General features: G+C 39.5%; 16 protein-coding genes. 3 read left to right on the top strand and 13 right to left on the bottom strand.

The window, feature by feature from the left end; all coding sequences use genetic code 11:
- Window positions 1-27 precede the first annotated feature (27 nt).
- Complete coding sequence (locus tag EL244_RS14880) at window positions 28-1,194, top strand: aromatic amino acid transporter (protein ID WP_230083566.1); 1,167 nt, start codon at window positions 28-30, stop codon at window positions 1,192-1,194.
- A gap of 75 nt (window positions 1,195-1,269) precedes the next feature.
- Here the strand turns inward: EL244_RS14880 and EL244_RS14875 are convergent, their stop codons facing one another.
- The gene (locus tag EL244_RS14875) at window positions 1,270-1,707 is read right to left on the bottom strand and encodes a DUF411 domain-containing protein (RefSeq protein ID WP_006814266.1); all 438 of its coding nucleotides are present in this window, start codon (window positions 1,705-1,707) and stop codon (window positions 1,270-1,272) included.
- A gap of 439 nt (window positions 1,708-2,146) precedes the next feature.
- Between EL244_RS14875 and EL244_RS14870 the strand changes: the two genes are divergently transcribed.
- Complete coding sequence (locus tag EL244_RS14870; protein WP_112837363.1) at window positions 2,147-3,727, top strand: methyl-accepting chemotaxis protein; 1,581 nt, start codon at window positions 2,147-2,149, stop codon at window positions 3,725-3,727.
- A 303-nt stretch (window positions 3,728-4,030) separates the two neighbouring features.
- Window positions 4,031-4,732, top strand: coding sequence for a tryptophan 2,3-dioxygenase family protein (locus EL244_RS14865; protein WP_126461893.1), 702 nt, complete (start codon window positions 4,031-4,033; stop codon window positions 4,730-4,732).
- A gap of 111 nt (window positions 4,733-4,843) precedes the next feature.
- Here the strand turns inward: EL244_RS14865 and EL244_RS14860 are convergent, their stop codons facing one another.
- From EL244_RS14860 to acuI, 12 genes are all read right to left on the bottom strand, one after another.
- Window positions 4,844-6,064, bottom strand: coding sequence for an ATP-grasp domain-containing protein (locus EL244_RS14860; RefSeq protein WP_126461890.1), 1,221 nt, complete (start codon window positions 6,062-6,064; stop codon window positions 4,844-4,846).
- Window positions 6,036-7,202 carry an MFS transporter gene (locus EL244_RS14855; RefSeq protein WP_230084809.1) on the bottom strand — a complete coding sequence of 389 codons (1,167 nt, stop codon included), beginning with the start codon at window positions 7,200-7,202 and terminating at the stop codon, window positions 6,036-6,038. Before EL244_RS14855 ends, EL244_RS14860 begins: the two co-directional genes overlap by 29 nt.
- 1 nt (window position 7,203) lies before the next feature.
- A complete protein-coding gene (locus EL244_RS14850) occupies window positions 7,204-7,767 on the bottom strand; it encodes a beta-eliminating lyase-related protein (RefSeq protein WP_126461887.1) in 564 nt (187 codons plus the stop codon).
- Between the two features lie 303 nt (window positions 7,768-8,070).
- Window positions 8,071-8,367 (bottom strand): DNA-binding transcriptional regulator Fis, encoded by a 297-nt coding sequence (fis, locus tag EL244_RS14845; RefSeq protein WP_004258438.1) that lies wholly within the window; start codon window positions 8,365-8,367, stop codon window positions 8,071-8,073.
- A gap of 14 nt (window positions 8,368-8,381) precedes the next feature.
- Window positions 8,382-9,359, bottom strand: a complete 978-nt coding sequence (gene dusB, locus EL244_RS14840; protein WP_039854958.1) for a tRNA dihydrouridine synthase DusB — start codon at window positions 9,357-9,359, stop codon at window positions 8,382-8,384.
- Between the two features lie 330 nt (window positions 9,360-9,689).
- Complete coding sequence (gene prmA, locus EL244_RS14835) at window positions 9,690-10,574, bottom strand: 50S ribosomal protein L11 methyltransferase (protein ID WP_006814258.1); 885 nt, start codon at window positions 10,572-10,574, stop codon at window positions 9,690-9,692.
- 23 nt (window positions 10,575-10,597) lie between these two features.
- Window positions 10,598-12,052, bottom strand: a complete 1,455-nt coding sequence (gene panF, locus EL244_RS14830; protein ID WP_006814257.1) for a sodium/pantothenate symporter — start codon at window positions 12,050-12,052, stop codon at window positions 10,598-10,600.
- Window positions 12,042-12,284: a DUF997 family protein gene (locus EL244_RS14825; RefSeq protein WP_006814256.1), complete on the bottom strand. Its 243-nt coding sequence runs from the start codon at window positions 12,282-12,284 to the stop codon at window positions 12,042-12,044. The genes panF and EL244_RS14825 overlap by 11 nt, the downstream gene beginning before the upstream one ends.
- 177 nt (window positions 12,285-12,461) lie before the next feature.
- On the bottom strand, window positions 12,462-13,808 hold the full coding sequence (accC, locus tag EL244_RS14820; protein WP_006814255.1) for an acetyl-CoA carboxylase biotin carboxylase subunit: 1,347 nt from the start codon (window positions 13,806-13,808) through the stop codon (window positions 12,462-12,464).
- 12 nt (window positions 13,809-13,820) lie between these two features.
- Window positions 13,821-14,291, bottom strand: coding sequence for an acetyl-CoA carboxylase biotin carboxyl carrier protein (gene accB / locus EL244_RS14815; protein ID WP_126461883.1), 471 nt, complete (start codon window positions 14,289-14,291; stop codon window positions 13,821-13,823).
- Window positions 14,292-14,309: 18 nt separating this feature from the next.
- A complete protein-coding gene (gene aroQ, locus EL244_RS14810; protein WP_115164697.1) occupies window positions 14,310-14,774 on the bottom strand; it encodes a type II 3-dehydroquinate dehydratase in 465 nt (154 codons plus the stop codon).
- Window positions 14,775-15,008: 234 nt separating this feature from the next.
- Window positions 15,009-15,989: an acrylyl-CoA reductase (NADPH) gene (gene acuI, locus EL244_RS14805; RefSeq protein WP_126461879.1), complete on the bottom strand. Its 981-nt coding sequence runs from the start codon at window positions 15,987-15,989 to the stop codon at window positions 15,009-15,011.
- Window positions 15,990-16,039 lie beyond the last annotated feature (50 nt).

Genomic DNA, 16,039 nt, shown 5'->3' with positions numbered 1-16,039 from the left:
CTAGGCGGTGCAATGATAGGGGCGGGTATGTTTAGCTTGCCAACTATTATGGCAGGAGCTTGGTTTATTAACTCGATTGTAATATTACTGATTGTTTGTTTTTTTATGTTTCATTCAGGGATTTATATTTTAGAATGCATTTCTAAATATGGAGCAGGCACTAACTACTTTTATATATCTAAAGAATTATTACCTAAGTGGGCTTGCTATGTAGCCAATGCAGCATTGATATTTGTTTTATATATATTGATATACGCCTATATTTCTGCGGCTGGATCAGTGATAAAAGAAGCTTCAGCAATATATGGATTTAAAGTTAATTTAAATATTGTATTTATTTGTTTTACCTTAGTATTAGGTGCCAGTATTTGGTGGAGCGGAATAGCAGCTAGTCGCTTAACTTCACTGTTCTTATTTATTAAAATTGTTTTGTTTATTCTTGCATTTTCAGGGCTATTTTTAATTGTCAAAACTGATTTATTATTGAAATCTCCAGTCGGAGATAGTCAGTTATCTTTGTTACCATTTGTCTTTATTATTATTCCTTATGCGATTACGTCGTTTGGGTATCATGGAAACGTCTGTAGTTTGTATAAGTTGTACCATGAAAATGAAAGAAAGGTTGTGAAAAGCTGCGTGATTGGGTGCGTGTTGGCATTAGTACTCTACTTCCTTTGGATATTGGGAACGATGGGTAATTTACCAAGAACGGAGTTTTTAACTATTATCAATAAAGGGGGGAATCTTGATGCATTCATTGAATCTCTGTATGCAGTATTAAGTAGCCCTCATATTGCAACCTTCCTATTATGGTTTTCTATCAGTGCAGTATTTTGTTCTTTCTTAGGTGTGGCAATTGGCTTATTTGATTACATTCTTGCCTCTTTAAATCTTAACGATAATTCATCAGGCAGAATGAAAGCTGCACTATTATGTTTCTTACCACCACTGATTTTGTGCATGCTATTTCCTAATGGCTTTTTAATTGCGATTGCTTATGCGGGAATGGCAGCCTGTATCTGGGCAATTATTTGTCCAGCAGTTATGGCACTAAAAGTGAGAGAGCGCTTCCCTGAATCACGGTTTAAAGTCTGGGGAGGCAAGGGGCTAATCTATGCCGTTATAGCCTTTGGTGTAGTTGGCATTATTTGTCAGTTGTTAGCGCAGTTTAATTTGTTACCGATATACCGTTAATTTTTCAAATCTCGTTGTAAAAATAACTGTCAAAGGTACAGCAGGGTTTGCTGTACCTTTTTTTAGGAGAAAGGATTAATAGGTTTGGAAAACGGCTTGGCTGCCATCCTTTTTAAAACTCATTACAGAATAAGGTTGCTTAAATCCACTAGGCTGTTCCATGCCTAAACTACCAGCAGGCATACCGCCTACCGCGATACCTACAACATCAGCAGGAAGTGTACTTATTTTTGCTAAACTATCGAGTGGCACATGCCCAACGATCAATTTCCCATTAATTTTAGCGGTATGGCAGCTACGTAAAGACAGCGGTAAGTTAGCTTCTTGGTTAATCTTATCGATTTCTTCGTAAGAGACATCATTCACTTTGACATCATATCCTGCTGCTTTAACAGCTTCCCCCCAAAGATGGCAGCAGCCACAATTTTCATCTTTATATAGCTCAATCGTATTGATCGCTGCCATCGATGAGAAAGAGGTGGCTAGCAGGGCGGTTAATAATAGCTTTTTCATAAGTTACCTATCACTCCAGAGAAATTAAATAATGTCCATTCCATGTGGGTGGAAATGGCAATCTATCAATATAACAGCAGGTTATTTTTGCAGTTTTTCTAATATTTAGTTGTCTTAATACGCTTGCTACCATATAACTTCCTGTAGGGGGAAGCTCAAGAGAGAAAACAGATTTTTGCTTTAATTTACAGAAACTGATGTTTGGGATACCAATCACAAACTGGGTAGTTTGTTTAAGTGGAATTAATTTGCTGTGTATCTTAAAGCAAATAAAAAAGAGTGTTTAAAAATCAAGCGCTAAGCCATGTTTAAAGTAAGGGTATTGTGAGGAATTTATTCAATAAAAAGAGAAAGAAGTGATTGTAAATTATTAAAATTTTTCGTTATGAAGCCGATAAATTAAACAATTACCATTTTATCTCACCAAAAGAGAAATTCCATGCAGAAACTCCGTAACTATTCAATACGTGCTGTGATGCTCGTACTGTTAGGCATTCTATGTCTAAATTTAGGTGGAATCAGTCTATTTACCGGCTGGTCCCTTTCCCGTATTTCCGATGGTATTCATGTTGACCGGCAATTGGTAAAACAGATGACCGTACTGAGTCAGGGAAATGACCAGTATTTTCGTTTTGTTACCCGTTTAACCCGAGTCATGGAAACTAAAAATGAAGGAAAAGAGGGTGACTATACCCTAGTTAAAGACGCGTTGGTTAACATGGAGAAATATCTGGAAGAAATGAAATCTATTTCTCCGGGGCCCATGGATAAAGAGATTGCGGATCAAGTGATTAATTCATGGCAGGCGTTACTTGATGAGGGCGTGAAACCTCAACTGGCTATCTCTATGGGAGATGATAAAAATGCCTATCTTGCTCATGCACATAATGTGACCCCTGTTTTAAGTCGCGCTTTTGGTGCGGCTATCACTCAATTCAATCAAAGTGCCGATGTCATGATTGAACACACGCGGGAGACAGTTGATGGGCTAATGAGCATCACTCGTATTGTTATTGTCGTTGCTGCCATTTTTGGTTTATTCATTCTGATTTTTACAGACCGCTATCTGGTTCATATGATGCAGCGACCATTGGATAGGATCCGCCAGTATTTTACGCAAATTGCCAAAGGAGATCTAAGCCAACCAATAGAACCTTTTGGGCGTAACTGTGCTGGGCGTTTATTTCCATTATTAGATGAGATGCAAAATAGTTTACGCGAGGCTGTACTCACTATTCGCAATGGGAGTGAAAGTATTTATCGAGGCGCGACAGAAATTTCTAATGGGAATAGTGATTTATCATCAAGAACGGAGCAACAGGCTGCAGCGTTAGAAGAAACGGCTGCGAGTATGGAAGAGATCACCGCCGCAGTACAGCTCAATGTTGAAAATACCCATCAAGCGAATCAGCTGGCAGCAGATGCATTTGTGGTGGCGAATCAAGGGGATTCCATCGTTGAGTCGGTTGTGAGTACTATGGGCGAAATTTCGCAAAGTTCGAAGAAGATTTCAGACATTATTAGCATGATGAATGATATCAGTTTTCAAACCAATATCTTGGCATTAAATGCCTCGATTGAAGCCGCGAGAGCTGGGGTTCATGGTCGCGGGTTTATGGTGGTTGCCGCCGAGGTTCGTAAGTTGGCCAGTCATAGTGCCGATGCCGCAATGGAAATTGAAAAATTGATTGCCGAGTCGAGTACATGTGTAGAAAAAGGGACGCATTTAGTTCATGAAATGGGCTCAACGATGACCAATATTCTGCAAGGTATTAATCAAGTGACCGCAATTATGAAGCAGATCACGACGGCTTCAGAAGAACAGAGTAAAGGTATTGCTCAAGTCGGTGTTGCTATCACTCAGATGGACAGTGTGACGCAGCAGAACGCATCTTTAGTTGAACAAGTTGCCACGGCCGCTAGCTCTTTAGAGCACCAAACTGAAGAGTTACAACAGTCGGTGAGTAAGTTTCAGCTAACGAGTGATACCCGAGTGTTAGCTGAACCTAAAGTTGCCTAATTGAGTAAGATTGATTGAGTCACAATTAAAAATAAAAACTCAGTATAGGCTTAGGGCTTATATTGGGTTTTCTTGGGTTACCATCAGAGTTTTTAATGCTTTATTTTATTCTTAAATTTAAGGTTCCAATAATTTATTTTTTGATTTTTATACGTGTTTATTAGCTAGTGTTAAACTTTATTATGATGCTTAAATTAATATTTAAAATTTAATTGATTTTTTTTTGCTATTGTTATTCTGGCTATATTAATTATAAATCAGTGATTTTTTATTCTATAAGCTAAATTATTATAAGGACTAACTATGAATAAAAATAAAGATTATTCTAAATCATTACTTTCAGGTGATGGGAATAATGATTATGAAAAATATATAAAATCAAAAATATTGTTATCTTTGCAAAAAAATAGTGAACAATGGTTAGACCGCGATGAGTTGCTATTTCAAATAACCCACCAATCTACAGAGTTATGGCTAAAACTGCATAATGAGGAGCTCAAAGAAGCCTTAAATCAGCTAAAAGATATGAAGCTATCAAAAGTGATCGCATTAGTCACACGTGCTCTTGAGTGTATTCGTTTAATAATCGGACAACTCGAAATTTTAACATTTATGACTCCTTGGGATTTTTTAAAAATTCGCCCTGCATTTGGAAATGGTTCCGGAATGGAATCACCGGGCTGGAAAAATTTAGGTATACAAGGACGATTTCTAGCCGAGCAATTTGAACAATATATAAAAGAAAATGAAATTGATCTTATACAGATATATATTCATCAAGCACACAGTGAATTATATAATCTATGTGAGATTTTGGTTCAATGGGATGACATGATATCGACATGGAGAGTTCGTCATTATAAAATTGCAGTTAGAACCCTTGGGCATGGAAGTATTGGGACTAAGGGTGATAATCTAGATAAACTTTCTGAAAAATTAAATATAAAGTATTTCCCTAGGTTATGGGAGTTAAGAGCTAGGCTTACAGAAATTACAACAAATTAATATTATTATTTATCCAAATAAATTTCAGCTAACGGGAAATAAAAACTGTTAGCTGAAGATAAAGTCGATAAATGTTCGAATACGGAATAAAAATTTAGTATAGGCTTAGGTTTATATTGGTTTTTCTTGGTATTGAATTTCTACGCTTCTTAACCATTTTTCTGCGAATTGAGCAGCTAACTCAGCTTTTTGAGCTTCGGTGATGACATAGCCAAGACGGCTGTAACTGTCTTTTAGTGCATTAACTTGTATTGGTGTCGGTACAAAATTGAATAATAAAGGCGTCGAGGATAATGAATTGACTTGGATCTTTGTTATAACGCCTAATTTTTCGGAGGTTAAAAAACGAATTGCAGTATATTTCGGGACATGATGCTGCGGTGGTGTATACGCCATGTTTTTGACATGCAAAGAAAGATAACATTCGATTAAATCGAAGCCTGTAGCTCTTTCACAAAGCTTATCAATCATCCCTCCGGCGACTCGAGGGTTAATTTCAATCAGTTTTATATCATTGTTATGCAGCTTAAATTCAACATGGGCGACGGTATGGGATAAATTAACGTGAGTTAGCCAGAGAATAACCGTCTGTATTATCTTTGCAGATAATGGTGATTCATAAGGGAAGTCATGACCAATTTCGACGGAATATTTTCCTGATGTCGTATATTTTTTTGTGATCCCCAAAATTTGCCAGCACGCTAATGTTGTGTCCCAATAAGCCTCTGCGCTATATTCATCACCTTCAATAAACTCTTCAACGAGATAGGTTGACGAAAGTTTATATCCTCGATGGTTCGTTCTGAATTCGGTTAATTCTTTTATAGCTAAATCGAGATCTTCCATTGAATGGCAAACCGTCACTTTACTGCTGCCACTGTCATCACAAGGTTTAACGACTAAAGGAAAACACATTTTTGAGATATCTAATGTGCTATTGATATTACACACTTTATAGCGACAATTGGCATCAAGGTGATGTAGCTGCTGTCGAGTTTGATGTTTATATCGGCAAGTTGCAAGTGAAGTTAAGTTTGGTGCAGGCAGCCCTAGAGCATGGGATACAGCGGCAGCATTGATGAGTCGGTAGTCATCAAAAGCCACGATACCATGGGTATCAAGCTCCATTGCATGACTAAGAATGGAGGCAATACAGTCTGTATTTAGTTCAACGAGGGTATCAACATAGAGCGTTGGGTTATCTGCTAATAGGTTATAAAAATCATTTTCTTTAGTAAAAAGTACAGTGTGATACCCTCTTTCTTTGGCTATCTTAATGGCCTTGACGCCAGTGCCTGAGATATTACATTCCAGAAATATGATGGTTTTCATGTTGTTTCCTCATGCTGATAATATATTCAATTCCAAATAAGAGAATCAGTAGTGAAAGCAATGTCACTGGGATAAAAATATGTATTTGATCTTGATTAGCGATAATCCCGACATATGCCCCAAAGGATTCTGCGAGCCCCCAAAAGAAAATACAGATCGAAAGTGACAATTTTTGGTTGTTAAATGGGCACTTTTCAATCGCGAGGCTATTGTTGTATGGACTCCAAATGAGCTCGCTGAAGGTAAATAAGATGATGAGTAAATAGATTTGCATCAATGCACTAAAGTTTAGAAATAACAACAGTACCGCTATTAAGATTATGCTAAATTTATAAATAATGGATTGGGCTATTTTTGTTTGTTTATCAATTAATTGCGTGATTTTTATTTGGAGGGATATGATCATAAACGCATTCAAAATAAACAAATAAGAGACACTAATATAGTCGCTACCACCTTGATAATTTAATTCAAACAAGTAAGCCAGATTTCGAAAAACTAAACCCAACATAAAAAAGGGAATAGCGCTATAACCCAAAAAAACTATCCATTCAAAAAGACTGACGGTTATTTTGTTTTGTTGGTTTGGGATTGGCTTAACATGCTTTATATCAATGATAGTTAGTGAATATAGAGCAGCAAAAAACATAATGCAGGCAGGAAGAAAAATTACACCAGAATAAAATCCATTATAAAACCACTCTCCTATAGCTCCTCCCAATGCAGATGAAAGATTGACAATAACATTTAATATTGGAAAATTTTTCACTCTTTCTGAATGATTATGACTTTCAGCGATGAATAAACTACAACAGACATTAGCAATAGAAAACCCTGCACCGATAAAAGCAGTTGATAAAAATATAAAGTAAAAATTTGAAATGAAATAGATAGAAAGAATGGATAAACAAGAAATTAAGTAACTTAAAAATAGTGTTATTTTATAGTTCAGATAGCTAATAATAAAGTGTGTGAAAAGAGAAAATGCTCGGCTAATGAATAAGAATGTAAATATAATAATAGCAATATGGCTCTCGTTTATATTTTTATAATGAAGAAGGTATAAAGAAAAAAATGGAAGGAAACTGTAAAATGAGATACCCGATAAAAATCGAGTTTTCATGATTTTATTTATCATATTAAAAAAACTCTATTTTTTGAAATAGGGGGTCTATCTGCATTATCATAGACTCTGAAATATTACTGCTAGTAACAAAACGTACAATATCGGATGTCCAAGCAGTCGATAATATTCCATGGCTTTTTAGTGACTGCACAAGCTTATCTGCATCTTGAGTTTTTACCATGACAATATTGGTTTCCACAGGGTAAGCCAATTGAAAATACTTTGATGCAATAGACGCAAGATGAGCTGCATTTTTAATTTTAACATTATTAATAATTAAACCACTGAGTATCGAAGTTTGGGCTGATTCAAAGAAACAAATATGGTAGCCAACTTCAGTAATAACTTCATCGCCTAAAGAGGATAAAACTTTTAAACCAATTTGATTACTCATCGTGCCGGATGGCATAAATAAGGCACTTTCTTTATTAAAAAGTTGAGAGATATAAGATTCTAATTCTTTCACGTAAATATCTTCATTGTAACAATCATCACTAATATAATTGTGATTTATATTATTCAAGTCTTCTTTATTTATTCTTGTCAGTGTATCACTTCTTAAATCAATAGTTGTCATTCAAATCCTTTTAATTTTCATGGCCAATTTTTATTGGTGAATTTAATAAGATTTTTGAATTTATAAATCTAGCTGGAAAATAGCAAGGGTTAAAAAATAGGATTTTATTAATTGTGATGATGCTCATGAATAAAGCATAGGATTAAAACAAGATTGATTTATTTGTAAAATAAATAATTATCGTATTAGAAATGCGAGTGATTATTTCGAAGGAACGACATAGGGGGCGTAATTGTTAAGTACAAAAAAGCCCTTTCTAACATCAGAAAGGGCTTCTAAAAACACTGCATTAACCGACTAGGATTAGTTCATGCCGTATTTTTTCAGTTTCTTACGCAGAGTTCCGCGGTTGATACCCATCATCAGGGCTGCACGGGTCTGGTTTCCACGGGTATATTGCATAACCATGTCCAACAAAGGCTGTTCTACTTCAGCCAATACTAGCTCATATAAATCGTTAACATCTTGGTTATTTAATTGAGCAAAATAGTTCTTCAGTGCTTGCTTAACTGAATCACGCAACGGTTTTTGTGTTACTTGATCTTGTGAATTTACAGTTGCAACGGTTAGTACGTCAGAATTTACGCGTTGTTCGAACATAGTTCTGTCAGCTCTTATCTTTTAATTACGCAAAAATTTTCAAAAAATGCTTCCAACACCTCCAGCTGTTCGCTGGCATCCTCAATGGCGTTGAAGGAGCGCCTAAACTGGTCATCAGGTGCATGTTCTTGTAAGTACCAAGAAACATGTTTGCGCGCTATACGGGCTCCCTTGCCTTGACCATAAAAGTCGTGCAATTCCCGTACATGCCCTAACATAGTGCTTTTCACCTCTGCCATAGGCATTGGTGGCAATATTTCACCTGTGTCCAGATAATGCTGGATTTCCCGAAAGATCCAGGGTCTTCCCTGAGCTGCTCTGCCTACCATCAAGGCATCCGCCCCTGTGTAGTCTAAAACAGCTCTGGCTTTTAGCGGGTCAGTAATGTCGCCATTGGCAATAACCGGAATGGAAACAGTCTGCTTAACTGCCCGAATATTGTCATATTCAGCTTCACCATTAAATAAACAGGCTCTAGTTCTGCCATGAATGGTGAGAGCTTGAATGCCACAATCTTCGGCCAACTTGGCAATCTCTATGCAGTTACGCTCTTCAGGTGACCAGCCTGTGCGGATTTTCAGTGTTACTGGAACATCCACAGATTTTACAACGGTCTCTAGGATTGATTTAACAATCTCCGGATAACGCAGTAATGCTGAGCCTGCAAGCTTACGATTCACTTTCTTAGCTGGGCAACCCATATTGATATCAATGATTTGAGCGCCGCTCTCAACGTTAATTTGAGCTGCTGCGGCCATTTCATCAGGATCATTGCCAGCTATTTGAACGGAACGCACCCCGAGTTCATCACGGTGAACCATTCTGAGCTTAGATTTGTCTGTCTTCCATACTTGAGGATTAGAAGAAAGCATCTCCGATACTGTCATTCCAGCACCCATCGCATAACAGAGAGTCCTAAAAGGTTTATCTGTAATGCCTGCCATGGGGGCAGCAATAAGACAGTTTCTCAACTGATATTGTCCGATTCGCATAACTAAAATGGGGGCCATACTGTGACTGCAAGGGCGCGTATATTACGCATTTTTTACGAGATATGAAAGGACAAACTTTGAGCAAACGCGTATTTATCACTAACTTTTTTATCTTGATTTTTTAAAAATCATGAAATTAGTGTTATTTAACAATTCGTTAGATGGTTTCTAACAGCAAATCATTAAAAGAACGATTACTTTGATTATTGCCTGTTCAGTTCTCGAGCAGAACAGATTACCATCAATTGCTGAGCAATATTTGAGCTATAAGATAATCTATTCCGCAATTAATTACAAAGAAATTATTCTTCGATTTTTATCGCAAACCCTTTAAAAATGCTTGACACCAGTGATCCGGCACCATTCATCTTTCTCTGCGACAGGGTCAATTTCGAAGTCAGCACGATAAGCATCCGCCACACTTTCAGCTTGTGTCGCCAGAACACCAGAAAGGCCTAATAATCCCCCAGCACGAGGTAGAACGCTAATCATTGGAGCCAGTTCGCGTAATGGGCCAGCAAGGATGTTAGCAACCACCACATCGGCTTGTAAGTCTTGAGGTTGGTCTTTCGCTAGATAGAGGGATAAACGCTCTGAGACGCCGTTACGTTCAGCATTATCTCGACTTGCGGTTATTGCTTGAGGATCAATATCGATCCCGATGGCATGGGCGGCACCTAATTTTAGTGCGGCAATGGCCAAAATACCGGATCCACAGCCAAAATCGATCACAGTTTTACCTTCAAGATCAATTCCATCAAGCCATTCAAGACACAAAGATGTTGTTGGGTGGGTGCCAGTACCGAATGCCAATCCCGGATCTAGCATCACGTTGACAGCGGTTGGATCTGGTACATCGCGCCAGCTTGGGCAGATCCATAAACGTTGACCAAAACGCATTGGGTGGAAGTTATCCATCCATTCACGTTCCCAGTCTTTATCTTCAATCTGTTCAATTTTATGAACGAAACCTGCACCCAGCAAAGGACTATTTTCTAGCTGTGCTATCACGAGTTTCATGTCAGTTTCAGCATCATACAGCGCAATAACATCGGTATCGCCCCATAAACGCGTTTCGCCCGGAAGTGGCTCAAATACTGGGGTGTCATGGCTATCTTGAAAAGTAACAGAAACAGCGCCGGTTTCCATTAATTCATCGCCAAGTGCTTCTGCATTGCTTGCATTTGAATTTAGTCTGATTTGTATCCAAGGCATATTCGTTTCTCTTATCTTAAATTCTAATTTGTTGATAGTTCATTTGCTGCCGATTGTACGGGGTTTTTACCAAAAAGGTTACCCACCAAAAATGCAGCTAAACTGAGGAGCAGCGACGGAACGATGGCGTGGAAGCCCATAATTTCAATCTTGAATGAGGCGAAAATGGCGTAGCAAACGCCGCCTACGATCATTCCACTCAAGGCGCCTGTTCCATTGGCTTTTTCCCAATACAGTCCTAGGACTAATGGCCAGAGGAATACCGCCTCTAAACCACCAAAGGCTAATAAATTTAACCAGATGATCATCTGTGGTGGGTTCCAAGCGGCAATCAGCAATAACGCTCCTAAAATTAAGGTTGAGAAACTGGAAATACGCGCCAGCCTTTTCTCATTAGTAATCTGTTTAGGTACCGTATTGAGATAAATATCTTTCACAATCGTTGCTGATGACTGTAATAACTGGGCGTTAATGGTCGACATGATAGCGGCCATTGGGGCTGCTAAGAAAATACCCGCAGCAAATGGTGGTAAGACTTGTACCATTAAGGTTGGGATTACTTGGTCAGGAATAGTTAAATCCGGCAATATTGCGCGACCTAAAGCCCCCGCAAAGTGCATACCAAACATCAAGATTGCCATGACGATGGTGCCCAAGATAATTCCTTTATGGACAGCTTTACTGTCTTTGTACGAAATACAACGTACCGCAGTATGGGGCAAGCCAATTACGCCGAAACAGACTAAAACCCAAAATGACGCTAAGAATGGACCGCTTAATATGTCATCAGCACCTTCTGGAGAAACCAATTTTGGATCAATGGAATGCAGTTTTTCTACGGCAGCAGGTAATCCTCCTGCATGATAGATAATGGCGACTAATAAAATTACGGTACCCAGCAGCATAACTAGCCCTTGGAGGGCATCGTTCAGCACACTGGCACGGAAACCACCAATGGCGGTATACAGTGCAATTGAGATACCAAAAATGAGCAGCCCATACGTGTAAGGAATGCCTGCGGCGGTTTCTAATAACCGCGCACCACCGATAAATTGTACAGTCATCGCCCCAAAGAAAGCGATCAATAAGCTGACACTGGCAAACCAGACTAAAAAGCGGCTTTGATAGCGGGCATATAGCATGTCATTTAAGGTAACGGCATTATAACGTCGTGCCAAAATTGCGAATTTTTTACCTAGAACGCCGAGGGAAAGCCAAATTGCAGGTAACTGGATCATGGAGAGAAGCACCCAGCCAAGCCCGTATTTGTATGCAGCTCCTGGTCCGCCAATAAATGAACTGGCGCTGATATAGGTTGCCGTAATGGTCATGGCGAGCACAAAGCCGCCCATGGAACGGTTACCTAAGAAATACTCGTTAAGAAACTCCCCTTTAGTGCGTTTTTTGTACGCATAGAGTGAAAGGAGAAAGACGAGGATGAGATAACCAATTAAGGGTAGGAGAACTTCAGTCTGCATCTTTCTCCTCCAGAGGGATATCTTTGAAAATGAGTTTAACCATCATGATGCACAGTAAAATAAAAATGATGGGAAGAATCAGACATGACCATTCAAACCATAATGGTAGTCCAGTAACACCAATGGCATTACTGGGTAAGTAAGCACTGATTATCCAGCCGATCATATAGGCAATTGTGAGATACAGTGCCCAGCGAGCTTCCCTGTTTGATTGAAGAAAACGTTTATCCATCCGTTTTTCCTCCTCATGGTGACAAAAATAATCGGGGATTGTACGACAATCTAATGATTGAGTGTGAAAAATAGCGAAACAAAAGCAATAATCTGATGAATTCAAAACAAAAAAATACCGGAAATGTACTTTCCGGTATTCATGTTTTTTGATGATAAATCTCAATGGTTCAAGTAATTATTCTTGAATACCGAGTTTTTTCTCCAAATAGTGGATGTTAGTCCCACCTTTGGCGAAGTTTTCATCATTCATGATCATTTGTTGCAGTTCGATATTGGTTTTAATGCCATCGATGATCAGTTCGTTCAGCGCATTCTTCATACGAGCAATAGCGATTTCACGAGTTTCACCGTAGGTGATTAATTTACCAATCATGGAATCATAGTACGGAGGTACAGTGTAGCCCGCGTAAATATGTGATTCCCAACGAACACCGAAGCCACCTGGAGAGTGGAAACGGGTGATTTTACCTGGACTTGGCAGGAATGTGTTCGCGTCTTCTGCGTTGATACGACATTCAATCGCATGACCGTGAACATTGATTTGATCCTGAGTCACAGACAGGGGTAATCCAGATGCAACACGCAGTTGTTCTTTGATTAAGTCAATGCCAGTGATCATTTCTGTTACTGGATGCTCAACCTGAATACGGGTATTCATTTCAATGAAATAAAATTCACCGTTTTCATATAAGAACTCAAAGGTACCTGCACCACGGTAACCAATTTCAATACATGCGTTGGCACAGCGCTCACCGATATTACGGCGAATTTCCGGTGTAATTCCCGGTGCAGGTGCTTCTTCAACCACTTTTTGGTGGCGACGTTGCATTGAACAGTCACGCTCTGCTAAGTAGACCGCATGGCCTTGACCATCGGCCATGACTTGAATTTCAACGTGACGTGGGTTTTCAAGGTATTTCTCCATGTAAACCATGTCATTGTTGAATGCGGCTTTTGCTTCAGCGCGAGTCAGGTTAATCGATGATTCTAAATCTTTTGCATTGCGAACGACGCGCATACCACGACCACCACCACCACCAGATGCTTTGATGATGACAGGGAAACCGATGCGTTTAGCAATTTCTTTGTTTTTTTCTGTGTCGTTGCCTAATGGGCCGTCAGAACCCGGTACGCAAGGAACACCGGCTTTTTTCATCGCGCTAATTGCCGAAACTTTGTCACCCATTAGGCGGATAGTTTCAGCTCTTGGGCCGATAAAAATAAAGCCTGATTGCTCTACTTGTTCTGCAAAATCCGCATTTTCAGACAGGAAGCCGTATCCTGGGTGAATAGCTTGTGCGCCTGAAATTTCAGCCGCCGCAATGATTGCTGGAACATTTAAGTAGCTTTTGGCTGATGCTGCTGGACCGATGCAGATTGTTTCATCTGCCAGCAACACGTGTTTTAAATCTCTATCTGCCGTGGAGTGAACCGCAACAGTTTTAATGCCGAGTTCTTTACATGCACGCAGAATACGCAGTGCAATTTCCCCACGGTTCGCGATAACAATTTTTTCCAACATGGAAACGCCTCGTTATTCGATGACAACTAATGGCTCGTCAAATTCTATTGCATCACCGTTTTGCAACAAAATAGCTTTAACAACACCAGCTTTATCTGCTTCGATTTGGTTCATCATTTTCATCGCTTCAACGATGCAAAGAGGATCACCAATATTCACTGTTTGACCAACTTCAACGAATGGTTTGGCTTCTGGGCTCGGAGAACGGTAGAAAGTACCAACCATTGGTGAGCGAACTTGGTGACCAGAAACTGCCGCTGTAGCGACTGGTGTTACAGCATCTTGTGCAGGTGCAACGGCATTAGATAATGCGGGTTGTTGTGCAGTAGGTGCTGAGTAAAACTGCTGAGGAGCGGCCATCATTTGAGGCGCTGCTGACATGCGACTGATACGTACTGACTCTTCACCTTCAGAAATTTCCAGTTCAGAAATGCCAGACTCTTCAACTAGCTCGATCAGCTTTTTAATCTTACGAATATCCATGGATATGATTCCGTACTCTTATATTTGGATTGAATTAATTTGTCGCACACGGTTAACCGCGGCTTGCAATGCAAAACTGTAACCCTCTGCGCCAAGACCACAAATAACTCCATTTGACATATCGGAGAAATAAGAATGATGGCGAAAGGGTTCTCTAGCATAAATATTAGACAGATGAATTTCGATAAACGGAATACAAACTGCTAATAGCGCATCACGCAAAGCAACACTCGTATGCGTAAATGCGGCCGGATTGATTAGAATATAATCAGTGTTATCTTTTGCAGCATGGACTCTATCGATTAGCTCATGCTCTGCGTTTGACTGAAAATGGCTCAACTTCACCCCTAAATTCTCTGCTTCTTGCATCAGGTTCGATACAATTTCAGAAAGAGGACGAGGTCCATATTTGTCTGGTTCTCTCGAACCCAGCATATTTAGGTTCGGTCCGTTAAGGAGCAAAATATGAATATCTTCTGTCATTGTGTTGCTAACTCCGACGATATGTCAATAATCCGACAACATAACTCTATGTCACCGGTTTGTCATCTTTTATCATAAAAATAAATAGATTTTCTACTGACAAGGACGGTCATTATAATTATTTCGTCGCATATAGCAGCAAAATACTGGTCTTATCAGAGAAATTACCTGAATTTATTTTATAAATTGTGGGGTAATCCACATAGTTACAGCACTATTTCAAAAGTAGATGATTTAAATTTGAAGGTTAACTAAGGTACGCCCTGTAATCTGATTTTTTAAGAGTTTTTTGGCGCACTCTACGGTTTCTTCTAGTGTAATTTCACGGCTAACTTGGTCATAGAAGCTTTCAGGAAGTAATTGTGTGAGTCGCTCCCAGACTTTTTGACGTTTAGCCGCAGGGTGGTAGACAGAATTTACGCCTTGTAAGCGAATATTGCGTAAGATAAACGGCATAACGGTAGTTGGTAATGCTATCCCGCCAGCTAATCCGCACGCGGCAACGGCACCATTATAATTGATTTGCGCTAAAATATTGGCGAGAACGTCTCCGCCGACAGTATCAACAGCACCAGCCCAACGTTGTTTGTCGAGGGGCTTCGCGGGGTTAGTGAAATCATGGCGAGGAAGCACACTTTTTGCGCCAATTTGTTGAAGATAGTCGTAATTCTCAGGTCGTCCTGAAATGGCAACCACGTGATAGCCTAATATTGATAACAGTTGGGTAGCAATACTTCCGACACCGCCACTGGCACCACTGACAATAATTTCACCACTTTCTGGGGTGATGCCAGCGTCTTCGAGAGCATTGACACAGAGCATTGCCGTAAATCCTGCGGTTCCAATAATCATTGCGTGTTTCAGTGATAAAGCTTCAGGTAGGGGAGTTAAATAGTCTGCTGGCACTCTAGCTTGGCTTGCTAATCCACCCCAATGATTTTCGCCAACACCCCATCCGGTTAAGAGTACATGCTGCCCAATACGAAAACGAGGATCTTCGCTATGGTGAACAATACCAGAGAAATCTATGCCTGGAATCATCGGATATTGGCGAACGACTCCTGCTTTTCCGTTGATAGCTAACGCGTCTTTATAGTTAATTGTTGACCAGTGAATATCAACAATCACATCACCCGCAGGTAAATCCTCGGTGGGAATATGACTAATTTCCGGAGTAATACTGTCGTTTTGTCGATGCAAAATAAGCGCTTTCATGATCTACCCCTAATTGATGAATTAAAAATATTTTTTAATTTACACATAGG

Source organism: Providencia rustigianii (assembly GCF_900637755.1).
Taxonomy (GTDB): domain Bacteria; phylum Pseudomonadota; class Gammaproteobacteria; order Enterobacterales; family Enterobacteriaceae; genus Providencia; species Providencia rustigianii.
The sequence above is the reverse complement of the archived record's forward strand: the minus strand, read 5'-3'. Positions and strand labels throughout refer to the sequence as shown.

Excerpts from the sequence above, each read along its gene's own strand:
- EL244_RS14880 (WP_230083566.1), top strand. The coding sequence starts at position 28 with ATGTTTAGCTTGCCAACTATTATGGCAGGAGCTTGGTTTATTAACTCG.
- EL244_RS14850 (WP_126461887.1), bottom strand. The coding sequence starts at position 7,767 with ATGACAACTATTGATTTAAGAAGTGATACACTGACAAGAATAAATAAA.
- accB (WP_126461883.1), bottom strand. The coding sequence starts at position 14,291 with ATGGATATTCGTAAGATTAAAAAGCTGATCGAGCTAGTTGAAGAGTCT.
- EL244_RS14865 (WP_126461893.1), top strand. The coding sequence starts at position 4,031 with ATGAATAAAAATAAAGATTATTCTAAATCATTACTTTCAGGTGATGGG.
- fis (WP_004258438.1), bottom strand. The coding sequence starts at position 8,367 with ATGTTCGAACAACGCGTAAATTCTGACGTACTAACCGTTGCAACTGTA.
- EL244_RS14870 (WP_112837363.1), top strand. The coding sequence starts at position 2,147 with ATGCAGAAACTCCGTAACTATTCAATACGTGCTGTGATGCTCGTACTG.
- EL244_RS14825 (WP_006814256.1), bottom strand. The coding sequence starts at position 12,284 with ATGGATAAACGTTTTCTTCAATCAAACAGGGAAGCTCGCTGGGCACTG.
- acuI (WP_126461879.1), bottom strand. The coding sequence starts at position 15,989 with ATGAAAGCGCTTATTTTGCATCGACAAAACGACAGTATTACTCCGGAA.
- aroQ (WP_115164697.1), bottom strand. The coding sequence starts at position 14,774 with ATGACAGAAGATATTCATATTTTGCTCCTTAACGGACCGAACCTAAAT.
- accC (WP_006814255.1), bottom strand. The coding sequence starts at position 13,808 with ATGTTGGAAAAAATTGTTATCGCGAACCGTGGGGAAATTGCACTGCGT.
- panF (WP_006814257.1), bottom strand. The coding sequence starts at position 12,052 with ATGCAGACTGAAGTTCTCCTACCCTTAATTGGTTATCTCATCCTCGTC.
- EL244_RS14860 (WP_126461890.1), bottom strand. The coding sequence starts at position 6,064 with ATGAAAACCATCATATTTCTGGAATGTAATATCTCAGGCACTGGCGTC.
- dusB (WP_039854958.1), bottom strand. The coding sequence starts at position 9,359 with ATGCGAATCGGACAATATCAGTTGAGAAACTGTCTTATTGCTGCCCCC.
- EL244_RS14855 (WP_230084809.1), bottom strand. The coding sequence starts at position 7,202 with ATGATAAATAAAATCATGAAAACTCGATTTTTATCGGGTATCTCATTT.
- prmA (WP_006814258.1), bottom strand. The coding sequence starts at position 10,574 with ATGCCTTGGATACAAATCAGACTAAATTCAAATGCAAGCAATGCAGAA.
- EL244_RS14875 (WP_006814266.1), bottom strand. The coding sequence starts at position 1,707 with ATGAAAAAGCTATTATTAACCGCCCTGCTAGCCACCTCTTTCTCATCG.